Here is a 12,434-nt window from a genome sequence, read left to right as displayed (position 1 = left end):
GGTGAGGTGCCGCACGGCACCTCACGTGGCCGGCCGCATCGGGCCCGCCCGGCGACCACAGCCCGCGGTATGCGCACACCGCCGCCGGGCCACCTCGCCCTGCCCCCGCACCGCTTTGTCCTGCCAAAGGAAAAAGGCCTATCCAGGTGCTGCGTAAGGGCTTTCCGTCCCGGACGAACAGGTCTACCGTCCCCTAGGTGTACACAGCATGACTCGCGTAACCCGGGTCCCTCACGGCGCCCCGGGGTCACGAGCGCGGCAGTCCCCGCGCGAAATGTACGGATCCACCCGCCCGTACAACCGGCACTCTCCGGAGGACGCACGTGCACAGAAGCAGCAAACGGCTCCGCGCCCGTAAGACACTCGCTCTCCTCACCGGCGGACTGCTCGCAGCCGCCACCCTCACCCTGGGGTCATCGCCCGCGGCGACCGCCGACGCACCGGTCGCCCCCGCCGCCGCCGAGGACTTCCAGCAGGTCACCCTCGCCAAGACCAACGTGGAGACCGGCGAACCCATGTCGCTGGCGGTGCTCCCGGACCGCAGCGTCCTGCACACCTCACGCAGCGGAGACCTGCGGATCACCGACAGCGCCGGCAACACCCGGATCGCCGGCACCATCCCCGTCTACTCGCACGACGAGGAAGGGCTGCAAGGGGTCGGCATCGATCCCGGCTTCGCCGAGAACCGGGCGATCTACCTCTACTACGCCCCGCCGCTGGACACGCCCGCCGGCGACGCCCCGGAGACCGGGACCGCTGCGGACTTCGCGAAGTTCGACGGGGTGAACCGGCTGTCCCGCTTCGTGCTCAAGGAGGACGGCACCCTCGACAACGCCAGCGAGAAGAAGGTCCTCGACATCCCCGCGACCCGCGGCATCTGCTGCCACGTCGGCGGAGACATCGACTTCGACGCGCAGGGAAACCTCTACCTGTCGACCGGTGACGACTCCAACCCGTTCACCTCCGACGGCTTCTCCCCGATCGACGACCGCCCGGACCGCAACCCGGCGTACGACGCGCGCCGCACGTCGGGCAACACCAATGACCTCCGCGGCAAGATCCTCCGCATCAAGGTCGCGGACGACGGCTCGTACACCGTCCCCGAGGGCAACCTCTTCGCCCCCGGTACGGACAAAACCCGCGCCGAGATCTACGCGATGGGCTTCCGCAACCCCTTCCGCTTCAGCGTCGACAAGGCCACCGGCATCGTCTACGTCGGCGACTACGGTCCCGACGCGGGCGCCGCCGACCCGAACCGCGGGCCGGCCGGCCAGGTCGAGTTCGCCCGGGTGACGAAGGCCGGCAACTTCGGCTGGCCCTTCTGCACCGGCGACAACGACCCCTACAGGGACTACGACTTCGCGACGAAGACCTCCGGACCGGCCTTCGACTGCGCGGCACCGAAGAACGAGTCGGCGCACAACACCGGCCTGGTCGACCTGCCTCCCGCGCAGGCCGCCTGGATCCCGTACGACGGTGGGTCGGTGCCCGAGTTCGGCACGGGATCCGAGTCCCCGATGGGCGGGCCCGTCTACCGCTACGACGCGGACCTCGACTCGCCGGTCAAGTTCCCCGAGGAGTACGACGGGGACTTCTTCGCCGGTGAGTTCGGCAGGCAGTGGATCAAGCGCATCGAGCAGGACGGTGACGGAGCCGTCCAGTCCATCAACGACATCCCGTGGACCGGGACCCAGGTGATGGACATGGCCTTCGGCCCCGACGGCGCGCTGTACGTCCTGGACTACGGCGTCGACTGGTTCGGCGGCGACGAGAACTCCGCCCTGTACCGCATCGAGAACGCGACGGGCGGCCGCTCACCCATCGCCGAGGCCTCGTCCACCAAGACCTCCGGCATCGCACCGCTCCGGGTGAAGTTCTCCTCGGCGGGCACCACGGACGGGGACGGCGACGCCCTCACCTACGCGTGGGACTTCGGCGACGGCGGAAAGTCCACGGAGGCCAACCCCTCGTACACGTACAAGAAGAACGGCACGTACACCGCCACCGTGACGGCCAAGGACCCGACCGGCCGCACCGGAGCCGCGAGCGCCCATGTGACGGTCGGCAACACCGCACCCGTCGTGAACCTGCAATTCCCGGCGGAGGGCCAGCAGTTCGAGTTCGGGGACGAGGTGCCCTTCAAGGTCACCGTCACCGACCCGGAGGACGGCACCATCGACTGCGCCAAGGTCGAGGTCAGGTTCACCCTGGGCCACGACAGCCACGGCCACGACATCACCACCGAACACGGCTGCGAAGGCACCATCAAGACGGCGATGGAAGGCGGGCACGACCCGAACGCCAACATCTACGGCGGCGTCTCGGCCTCGTACACCGACGGCGGGGGCGGCGGCCAGGCCGCGCTCACCGGCCGCGACCAGGCCCACCTCCAGCCGCGCCACCGCCAGGCCGAGCACTTCGACAACTCCTCCGGCATCACCACCCCGGGCAAGGCGAGCGCCCACGGCGGCCGGACCGTCGGAGACATCGACAACGACGACTGGATCTCCTTCACCCCGTACATCCTCGACGGCACCACCAAGCTCACCGCCCGCATCTCCTCGGCCGGCGCGGGAGGCTTCCTGGAGGTGCGGACCGGATCGCCCAACGGAACGATCCTCGGCTCGGCGCCCGTACCAGTGACCGGCAGCTGGGACACCTTCCAGGACATCGACGTGCCCCTGCGCGGTGCACCCAAGAAGGCCACCGAGCTCTTCCTGGTCTTCAAGGGCGGGGCCGGAGCGCTCTACGACGTCGACGACTTCGAGCTCTCGAACAGCGCCCCCGACCGGACCGCCAAGCGCGTCCTGGTCTTCTCCAAGACCGGCGGCTTCCGCCACGACTCCATCCCGACGGGCGTCGCCGCGCTGAAGGAACTGGGCAAGGACACCAACATCACCGTCGACTCCACCGAGGAGGCCGGCCAGTTCACCACCAGCAACCTGGCGCGGTACGACGCCGTCGTCTTCCTGTCGACGACCGGTGACGTCCTCAACGGAGACCAGCAGAAGGCCTTCGAGAACTACGTGGCCACCGGAGGCGGCTACATGGGCGTCCACGCTGCCGCCGACACCGAGTACGACTGGGAGTTCTACGGCGGGCTCGTCGGCGCGTACTTCGCCTCGCACCCGCAGATCCAGCCCGCGACCGTCCGCGTGGAGAACCACGACCACCCGGCGACCGCCCACCTGGACGACGCCTGGGACCGTACCGACGAGTGGTACAACTACCGCACCAACCCCCGGGACAAGGCCCAGGTCCTGGCCACGCTGGACGAGACCAGCTACACCGGCGGCACGATGAAGGGCGACCACCCCATCGCCTGGTGCCAGGCCTACCAGGGCGGCCGCTCCTTCTACACCGGCCTCGGCCACACCAAGGAGTCCTACGCGGAACCCGCCCTGCGCCAGCACCTGCTGGGCGGACTGCGCTACGCCACCGGCCAGGTGAAGGCCGACTGCAAGCCGGACACCGGCTACCGGTCGATCTTCAACGGCAAGACACTCGAAGGCTGGAAGCAGGGCGGCCCGGGAAAGTTCGCCGTCACCGACGGTGAGCTGCGCTCCGAGGGCGGCATGGGGCTGCTGACCTACCAGGCCAAGGAGCTGAAGTCGTACTCACTCAAACTCGACTGGAAGATGGCGGGCGACGACAACTCCGGCGTCTTCGTCGGCTTCCCGGAGTCCGACGACCCCTGGTCCGCGGTGAACAACGGCTACGAGATCCAGATCGACGCCACGGACGCCGCCGACCGCACCACCGGTGCCGTCTACACCTTCAAATCGGCCAACATCAAAGCCCGTGACCAGGTCCTGCGGCCTCCCGGGCAATGGAACAGCTACGAGATCCGTGTCCAGGGCGAACGTCTCCAGATCTTCCTCAACGGAGTGAAGATCAACGACTTCACCAACACCGACCCGGTGCGCAGCCTGAAGGACGGCTACATCGGCCTGCAGAACCACGGGGCCGACGACCAGGTGTCCTTCCGCAACATCCAGCTGAAGGAGCTGCCCTCCACGTAGGGCGGCCACCCTCTGCCGACGGTGGGCGGGGGAGGCCCACACACCTTCCCCCGCCCGCCGTCCTCCACCCCTCTTCATCCCCCCAGGGAGGCAGCCCGTGACCGCACATGCCGTTCGTACCGGAGTCTGGTTCATCGGAGCACGCGGCTCCGTCGCCACCACCGCCACCGCGGGGTGCGCAGCCATCGCCGCGGGCCTGCACCCGGCGACCGGCATGGTCACCGAGACACCACCCTTCGCAGACAGCGGACTGCCACCCCTGACCTCCCTGGTCTTCGGCGGCCACGACACCATCGACTGCCCGCTGCCCAAGCGGGCCGAGGCCCTCGCGGCCGGAGAGGTCCTGCCGTACGGACTGCCGTCCGCCGTCCGGGCCGAACTCGCCGCCGCGGACGCGGAGATACGCCCCGGGGGACCCCTCCCCGGCGACACCCGATCCGACGAGGAACTCATCACGGCCTTCGCCGCGGACCTCGACGACTTCGCCCGCCGCCACGCACTCGCCCGCACGGTCGTCATCAACGTCGCCTCGACCGAACCGGCACCCGGCGAGGACGCCACCCGCCTGCCCGCCAGCTCCCTCTACGCGGCGGCAGCCCTGCGCGCCGGCTGTCCCTACGTCAACTTCACCCCGTCCACGGGGCTGCGCAGCCCCGCACTCCAGGACGCCGTCGACTCCTGCGGACTTCCTCACGCGGGACGCGACGGCAAAACAGGCCAGACGCTGCTCCGTTCCGTGCTCGCCCCGATGTTCGTGCAGCGTGCCCTGCCGGTACGGGCATGGTCGGGCACGAACCTCCTGGGCGGCGGGGACGGAGCGGCGCTGGCCGACCCGGCCGCCGCGGCGGCGAAGAACGCTGGCAAGGAGCGCGTCCTCGCCGACACGCTCGGGGCGGCCCCCGAGGGCGAGGTCCACATCGACGACGTCCCCGCGATGGGTGACTGGAAGACCGCGTGGGACCACATCGCGTTCGACGGCTTCCTCGGCTCGCGGATGATCCTGCAGACGATCTGGCAGGGCTGCGACTCCGCGCTGGCCGCCCCACTCGTCCTGGACCTGGCCCGGCTGATGGCCCGCGCCCATGAGAGCGGGCTGACGGGGGCGCGCCCGGAGCTGGGCTTCTACTTCAAGGACCCGGACGGCGGCCCGGCAGCGCTGTCCGAGCAGTACGCGGTACTGCTGGCCTTCGCCGAGCGGCTGCGGGCGGCCCTGTGAGGCCGCTCCGGCTGTTCGCGACGCTGACGGGAGTGCCCGCACTGCTCGGTGCCAGGAGCACGCGCAGCGTTCGGGGCGCCGGCCGTACCCGGAGCGTCAGCTCATCAGACAGCCTGTCCGGTGTGGGCGGGACTGCGCCCGCACCGGACAGGCCCCCTGCCCGGGCGGCCCTCCGCGCCTGGGCGGAACTGCTGCGGGTCTCGGCCCTGTTCACCGTCCCCGGTGACGCACTCGCCGGGGCGGCCGCCGCCGGCCGGCGCCCCACCCGCGGCACGGCCCTCGCGGTCGGCGCGTCACTGTGCCTGTACGAGGCCGGCATGGCCCTCAACGACTGGGCCGACCGCGACGAGGACGCCGTCGACCGTCCGCACCGTCCGATCCCGTCCGGCCGGATCGCACCCGGCGCGGCGCTGGCAGCGGCGGGCGTCCTGACAGCCGCGGGCCTGACCCTGGCGGCACGCGCAGGCCGCCCCGCCCTGGCGGTGGCATCCGGGCTGGCGGCCACGGTCTGGGCCTACGACCTGCACCTGAAGCACACGAAGGCGGGCCCGGCAGCCATGGCGGCGGCCCGCACACTGGACCTCCTGCTCGGCGCGACGGCCACGGGGCCGGCCACGGCTGCGACGACGGCACCGACCGCGGCCACGGCGACGGGGACAGCGGAACGAGGGGCCACCCGCGCCGCGCTCCCCGCCGCCCTCCTGCTCGGGGCGCACACCTACGCGGTCACCGCCGTCTCCCGCCACGAGGCGCAGGGCGGGTCCACGGCAGTACCCCTCGCGGCGCTCGCGGCGACCATGGCGCTCGGCGCCGCCGTCGTACGCGAACGAAGGGGCGACCAAGGCCCACCGCGGTTCCCGGCAGCGGGCGCGGCGGTCGGGGCGGAGGAACCACCCCGACCACCCCTCCGCCCCCGGGCCGCCACCGACCGGCTCCTGCTCACCACCTTCGCCGGGGCCTACCTCCGTACCGCCGCACCACCCCTGCTCCACGCCGCCCTCAACCCGTCCCCGCCCCTCACCCAGCGCGCCGTCGGCGGTGGCATCCGGGCCATGATCCCGCTGCAGGCCGCGCTGGCCGTCCGGGCCGGGGCACCCCTCGGCGGGCTCGCCGTCATGGGACTCGTCCCCCTCGCCCGCACGCTCGCACGGAAGGTGAGCCCCACATGACCCTCCGCCTCGGCTACGGCACCAACGGTCTGACCGACCTCCGCCTCGACGACGCCCTCGGGCTCCTCGCCGACCTCGGGTACGACGGGGTCGGGCTGACCCTCGACCACATGCACCTCGACCCCCTCGCCCCCGACCTCGCCGCCCGCACCCGCCATGTGGCCCACCGGCTCACCGAGTTGGGCCTCGGCGTCACCGTCGAGACCGGCGCCCGCTACGTCCTCGACCCGCGTCGCAAGCACGGCCCGTCCCTCCTGGACCCCGACCCCGACGCCCGCGCGGCCCGCACCGGGCTGCTCGTCCGGGCCGTCGAGGTCGCCGCCGACCTGGGTGCGCACGCCGTGCACTGCTTCAGCGGCATCACCCCGCCGGGCACCACCGCCGGCACCGCCTGGCAACGGCTGACCGACGCGCTCACCCCCGTACTGGACGCCGCCACCCGCGCCGGCATCCCCCTCGCCATCGAGCCCGAGCCGGGCCACCTCCTGGCCACACTCGCCGACTTCCACCACCTGCGCACCCTCCTCGGCGACCCGGAACCGCTCGGCCTCACCCTCGACATCGGCCACTGCCAGTGCCTGGAACCCGACCCGCCCGTCGACTGTGTCAAGTCCGCCGCGCCCTGGCTGCGCCACGTCCAGATCGAGGACATGAGGCGCGGGGTCCACGAACACCTGCCGTTCGGCGACGGCGAGATCGACTTCCCACCGGTGCTCGAAGCCCTCGCCGCCACCGGGTACCGGGGCCTCACCGTCGTGGAGCTGCCGCGCCACTCCCACGCGGGACCCGAACTCGCCCGCACCTCGCTGGAGTTCCTGCGCAGTGCCGCCAGAGACACGAACGGAGCCGCCGCGTGCTGATCAGCCGTAAGGAACTCGACGCCCTGCTGCGCGGAGCGGCCAGAGCCTGGCTCGACGAGGCGCTCGCCGAGGCCGCGCACGCCGCCGCACACCCCGGCACCGACACGGGCACCCCGCCCTGGGAGCTGCGGTTCGCGTCCGCGGGCCGGCACTGCGGACTCGAACACGCCGACTCCGTACGCGCACTGCTGCTCCTCGAAGCCCGAGCCGGACTGCCCGCCGTGACCAGGCTCTACGAACAGGGCACCGCCGCCGAGCGCCGGGCCGTCCTGCTCACCCTGCACCGGCTGGACCTCGGTGCCACCGCCCTTCCGCTCGTCGAGGACGCCCTGCGCACCAACGACACCCGGCTCGTCGCCGCGGCCGTCGGCCCGTACGCCGCCGCCCACCTCGACACGCACGGCTGGCGGCACGCCGTCCTCAAGTGCCTCTTCACCGAGGTTCCCGTCGAAGCGGTCGCCGAGCTCGGCCGCCGCGCCCGGGGGGACGCCGAACTCGCCCGCATGCTCGGCGACTTCGCCGCCGAACGCACCGCGGCGGGCCGGGCGGTCCCCGCCGGTCTGCGGGTCGTCCTGGATCTCACGGCCCCTGCCCCCGCCCCCGCCCCCACGGAGGAGTCCTGATGCGCATCTTCGACCCCCACATCCACATGACCTCCCGCACCACGGACGACTACCAGGCGATGTACGACGCGGGCGTCCGTGCCCTCGTCGAACCCTCCTTCTGGCTCGGCCAGCCCCGCACCTCGCCCGCCAGCTTCTTCGACTACTTCGACGCCCTCCTCGGCTGGGAACCCTTCCGTGCCTCCCAGTACGGCATCGCGCACCACTGCACACTCGCCCTCAACCCCAAGGAGGCGAACGACCCCCGCTGCACCCCCGTCCTCGACGCGCTGCCCCGCTACCTCGTCAAGGACGGAGTCGTCGCCGTGGGAGAGATCGGCTACGACTCGATGACCCCGGCCGAGGACACCGCCCTCGCCACCCAGCTCCAGCTCGCCGCCGACCACGGCCTGCCCGCGCTCGTCCACACCCCGCACCGCGACAAGCTCGCCGGTCTGCACCGCACCATCGACGTCGTCCGCGAATCGGACCTGGCCCCGGAGTTCGTCCTGCTGGACCACCTCAACGAGACGACCGTGAAGGACGCCGTGGACAGTGGCTGCTGGGCCGGCTTCTCCATCTACCCGGACACCAAGATGGACGAGGACCGCATGGTCACGATCCTCAGGAACCACGGCACCGACAAGATCCTCGTCAACTCGGCCGCCGACTGGGGCAGGAGCGGCCCGCTGAAGACCCGCAAGGTCGCGGACGCCATGCTCGAGGCCGGATTCAGTGAGGACGACGTCGACAAGGTGCTGTGGCGCAACCCGGTCGCCTTCTACGGACAGAGCGGCCGGCTCCAGCTCGACATCGCCGCCCCCGACCCGCTCCACGAGGGCAACTCCATACTCCGCGGCGGGGAGTGACACGATGCGCTTCCGCCACCCCGACGGCTCCGTCGTCCACCTCGCGTACTGCACCAACGTGCACCCGGCCGAGACCCTCGACGGAGTCCGCGCCCAGCTGCGCGACCACTGCGAGCCCGTACGCAGACGGCTCGGGCGCGACCGCATCGGCATCGGTCTCTGGCTCGCCAAGGACGCCGCCCGCACCCTGGTCAACGACCCCTCCGCACTGCGCTCCCTGCGGACCGAACTGGAGCACCGCGGCCTCGAAGTGGCGACCCTGAACGGTTTCCCGTACGAGGGGTTCGGGGCCGAGGAGGTCAAGTACCGCGTCTACACACCGGACTGGACCGACCCCGAACGGCTCGCCCACACCACCGACCTCGCCAGGCTCCTCGCCGCCCTGCTGCCCGACGACGTCACCGAGGGCACCATCTCCACCCTGCCGATCGCCTGGCGCACCCCGTACGCCGCCGATCCCACGGCGGCAGGCATCGCGCAGAAGGCGCTCACCACGCTCGCACAGCGGCTCGACGCCCTCGCCGAACTCACCGGGAAGTCCATCAGGATCGGCCTCGAACCCGAGCCGGGCTGCACCGTGGAGACCACCGCCGACGCCATCGCGCCCCTGACCGCCGTGGGCCACGACCGCATCGGCATCTGCGTCGACACCTGCCACCTCGCCACCTCCTTCGAGGACCCGGACACCGCACTCGACGTCCTGTCCGCGGCCGGGGTGCCCGTCGTGAAGGCCCAGCTCTCCGCGGCCCTGCACGCGGAGCACCCCCACCTGCCCGAGGTGCGCAGCGCCCTGGCCGCCTTCGCCGAACCGCGCTTCCTGCACCAGACACGCACCCTCACCGCCGCGGGCCTGCGGGGGACCGACGACCTCGACGAGGCACTGACCGGCGGGACGCTCCCCGACAGCACTCCCTGGCGCTCCCACTTCCACGTACCGCTGCACGCACCCCCGGCGCCCCCGCTCACCTCCACGCTCCCCGTGCTCCAGTCCGTGCTGACCCGGCTCGTCGGCGGCCAGAAGCCCCTGACGCGGCACCTCGAGGTCGAGACGTACACCTGGCAGGCACTCCCGCCGGAGCTGCGGCCCCGTACCCGCGCCCAGCTCGCCGACGGCATCGCCAGTGAACTCACCCTCGCCCGCGACCTCCTGGTCGACCTCGGACTCAAGGAGCTGCCATGACCGCCGACCCCACCCCGCTCCTCGTCCTCGACGTCGTGGGCCTGACCCCCCAGCTCCTGGAACACATGCCGAACCTGCGGGCCATGGCGGCCACCGGAGTGCAGGCGCCCCTGTCCACCGTCCTGCCCGCGGTGACCTGCGCCGCCCAGTCCACCTTCCTCACCGGCACCACCCCCGCCGAGCACGGCATCGTCGCCAACGGCTGGTACTTCCGCGAGCTCGGCGACGTCCTGCTGTGGCGCCAGCACAACGGCCTCGTCGAGGGCGACAAGCTCTGGGACGCCGCCCGGCGCGCCCACCCCGGCTACACCGTCGCCAACATCTGCTGGTGGTACGCGATGGGCGCCGACACCGACTGGACCGTCACCCCCCGCCCCGTGTACTACGCCGACGGCCGCAAGGAGCCCGACTGCTACACCCGGCCGCCGGCCCTGCACGACGAGCTCACCGAGAAGCTCGGCACCTTCCCCCTCTTCCACTTCTGGGGTCCCGGCGCCGATCTCGTCTCCTCGCAGTGGATCATCGACGCGACCCGGCACATCATCGCCACCCGCACCCCGGACCTGGCCCTGTGCTACCTCCCGCACCTCGACTACGACCTCCAGCGCTACGGCCCCGACGACCCCCGCTCCCACCGGGCGGCGACCGACCTCGACCGGGCCATGGCCCCCCTCATCGAGGACGCACGCGCCGAGGGCCGCACCGTCGTCGCGCTCTCCGAGTACGGGATCACGCGTGTCGACCGGCCCGTGGACATCAACCGCGCCCTGCGTCGCGCCGGGCTGCTGGAGGTCCACACCCAGGACGGCATGGAGTACCTCGACCCGATGGCGTCCCGGGCCTTCGCCGTCGCCGACCACCAGCTCGCCCACATCTACGTACGGCGCCCCGAGGACCTGGACGCGACCCGGGAGGCCCTCGCGGACCTGCCCGGCATCGAACAGCTCCTGGACGACGAGGGCAAGAAGGCCCACCACCTCGACCATCCGCGCTCCGGGGAGCTCGTCGCCGTCGCGGAGAAGGACGCCTGGTTCACGTACTACTACTGGCTCGACGACGCCCGCGCGCCCGACTTCGCGCAGCTCGTCGAGATCCACCGCAAACCCGGCTACGACCCCGTCGAGCTCTTCATGGACCCCCAGGACCCCTACGTCCGGGTCAAGGCCGTGACCGCGGTCGCCCGCAAGAAGCTCGGGATGCGCTACCGCATGGCGGTCGTCCCCCTGGACCCCTCACCCATTCGCGGCAGCCACGGCCGCCTTCCCACGAGCGACGACGAAGGTCCGCTCATCCTCTGCTCCACCCCCCACGCGTTCACCGGCCGAGTCCAGGCCACCGAAGTGAAGTCCCTGCTCCTCCAGCTCGCCGGACTGCACTGACCATCCGCTCAACCCGCACACCCACACAGGGAGTTACGTGATGACGAGCCGCACCCCGAAGGACTCCGAACTGGCCCGCAGACTCAGCCGCCGCAACGTTCTGGGCGTCGCCGCCGGAGCCACCGCCGCCACCCTCCTGGGCGCTGCGACCGCTCGGGCCGCCGGCAGTACGGGCCAAGGGCACGGGCACGGCAAGGGCCGTGCCGTCCTGCCCCCCGGCCGCCTCGGAATCCAGCTGTACAGCCTCCGTGACAAGGTCTCCACGCTCGGCTTCGCCCCCGTCTTCGCCGAGCTGGAGAACTACGGCTACGACGAGATCGAGTTCGCCGGATACACCCAGGGCTCGGCCGGCGCCATCACCCTCGCCCAGCTCAGGAGGCTGGCCAAGGACCACGGCCTGAACCCCATCGGCAGCCACGTCGGCTACTACGACGACAACAACCCCGGCGCCTACACCTTCGCCCAGAACCTCACCAAGGTCCTCGACGACGCCGAGGCCCTCGGCCTGAAGCACATCGGCACGGCGTCCGGCCCGTTCCGCTACGGCTCCACCGTGGACGGCTGGAAGCGTGCGGCCGAGGAGTTCAACACCTACGGAGCGGCAGCCCGCAAGCGCGGCATGAAGTTCTACCAGCACAACCACGCGGAGGAGTTCTCCTTCGCCACCGACAAGCCGGGTGTGCGGCTCTACGACGTCCTGCTCGCCGAGACCGACCCCGACCTCGTCTATCTGGAGATGGACATCTACTGGGCGTTCTGCGCGCAGTTCCGCTTCGGCAAGAAGGCCGACGGCACTCCCGCCCCCTTCAACCCCATCGACTACGTACTCAGGCAGCCCGACCGCTATCCCCTCTTCCACGTGAAGGACGGCACCCGTAACGACTCCGCCCGCGACGGCTACGACATGACGGACGTCGGCGACGGAGACATCGACTACAAGACCTTCCTCAGCCGCGTCACCGAGCGGACCCACCGCGGCCGCACCTACCACCACTGGCAGACCGAGCACGACAACCCGGTCGAGTCCTTCGCCTTCGCCCGCAAGTCCAGCGAGCACCTGCACTCCCTCCGGGAGCGCTGCGGCGACTGACGCCTGACGGCACACACGTGTGGGGCCCGGTTCCAGGAACCGGGCCC

General features: G+C 71.5%; 9 protein-coding genes. All 9 read left to right on the top strand.

What is annotated here, in order from left to right:
- Positions 1 to 323 precede the first annotated feature (323 nt).
- The 9 genes from ACFQ6X_RS34725 (at position 324) to ACFQ6X_RS34685 (ending at position 12,387) form a co-directional block, all read left to right on the top strand.
- Positions 324 to 4,022, top strand: a complete 3,699-nt coding sequence (locus tag ACFQ6X_RS34725; RefSeq protein ID WP_383187850.1) for a ThuA domain-containing protein — start codon at positions 324 to 326, stop codon at positions 4,020 to 4,022.
- Positions 4,023 to 4,119: 97 nt separating this feature from the next.
- The gene (locus ACFQ6X_RS34720; protein WP_383187847.1) at positions 4,120 to 5,238 is read left to right on the top strand and encodes an inositol-3-phosphate synthase; all 1,119 of its coding nucleotides are present in this window, start codon (positions 4,120 to 4,122) and stop codon (positions 5,236 to 5,238) included.
- Positions 5,235 to 6,407 carry an SCO3242 family prenyltransferase gene (locus ACFQ6X_RS34715; protein ID WP_383187844.1) on the top strand — a complete coding sequence of 391 codons (1,173 nt, stop codon included), beginning with the start codon at positions 5,235 to 5,237 and terminating at the stop codon, positions 6,405 to 6,407. Before ACFQ6X_RS34720 ends, ACFQ6X_RS34715 begins: the two co-directional genes overlap by 4 nt.
- Positions 6,404 to 7,267, top strand: coding sequence for a sugar phosphate isomerase/epimerase family protein (locus ACFQ6X_RS34710; RefSeq protein WP_383187842.1), 864 nt, complete (start codon positions 6,404 to 6,406; stop codon positions 7,265 to 7,267). The genes ACFQ6X_RS34715 and ACFQ6X_RS34710 overlap by 4 nt, the downstream gene beginning before the upstream one ends.
- A complete protein-coding gene (locus ACFQ6X_RS34705) occupies positions 7,261 to 7,890 on the top strand; it encodes an EboA domain-containing protein (RefSeq protein WP_383187839.1) in 630 nt (209 codons plus the stop codon). The genes ACFQ6X_RS34710 and ACFQ6X_RS34705 overlap by 7 nt, the downstream gene beginning before the upstream one ends.
- Complete coding sequence (locus tag ACFQ6X_RS34700) at positions 7,890 to 8,738, top strand: TatD family hydrolase (protein WP_383187837.1); 849 nt, start codon at positions 7,890 to 7,892, stop codon at positions 8,736 to 8,738. Before ACFQ6X_RS34705 ends, ACFQ6X_RS34700 begins: the two co-directional genes overlap by 1 nt.
- Positions 8,739 to 8,742: 4 nt before the next feature.
- The gene (eboE, locus tag ACFQ6X_RS34695; RefSeq protein WP_383187834.1) at positions 8,743 to 9,918 is read left to right on the top strand and encodes a metabolite traffic protein EboE; all 1,176 of its coding nucleotides are present in this window, start codon (positions 8,743 to 8,745) and stop codon (positions 9,916 to 9,918) included.
- Positions 9,915 to 11,297, top strand: coding sequence for an alkaline phosphatase family protein (locus tag ACFQ6X_RS34690; protein WP_383187832.1), 1,383 nt, complete (start codon positions 9,915 to 9,917; stop codon positions 11,295 to 11,297). Before eboE ends, ACFQ6X_RS34690 begins: the two co-directional genes overlap by 4 nt.
- 40 nt (positions 11,298 to 11,337) lie before the next feature.
- Positions 11,338 to 12,387, top strand: coding sequence for a sugar phosphate isomerase/epimerase family protein (locus tag ACFQ6X_RS34685; protein ID WP_383187829.1), 1,050 nt, complete (start codon positions 11,338 to 11,340; stop codon positions 12,385 to 12,387).
- Positions 12,388 to 12,434: the final 47 nt, after the last annotated feature.

The organism is Streptomyces sp. NPDC056452 (assembly GCF_042796085.1).
In the GTDB taxonomy this organism is placed as follows: Bacteria; Actinomycetota; Actinomycetes; order Streptomycetales; family Streptomycetaceae; genus Streptomyces.
This window is presented reverse-complemented; position numbering and strand designations above follow the sequence as displayed.

Bases quoted from the DNA above. Each gene is read 5' to 3' on its own strand.
- ACFQ6X_RS34700 (WP_383187837.1), top strand. From the start codon at position 7,890: ATGCGCATCTTCGACCCCCACATCCACATGACCTCCCGCACCACGGAC.
- ACFQ6X_RS34690 (WP_383187832.1), top strand. From the start codon at position 9,915: ATGACCGCCGACCCCACCCCGCTCCTCGTCCTCGACGTCGTGGGCCTG.
- ACFQ6X_RS34685 (WP_383187829.1), top strand. From the start codon at position 11,338: ATGACGAGCCGCACCCCGAAGGACTCCGAACTGGCCCGCAGACTCAGC.
- eboE (WP_383187834.1), top strand. From the start codon at position 8,743: ATGCGCTTCCGCCACCCCGACGGCTCCGTCGTCCACCTCGCGTACTGC.
- ACFQ6X_RS34710 (WP_383187842.1), top strand. From the start codon at position 6,404: ATGACCCTCCGCCTCGGCTACGGCACCAACGGTCTGACCGACCTCCGC.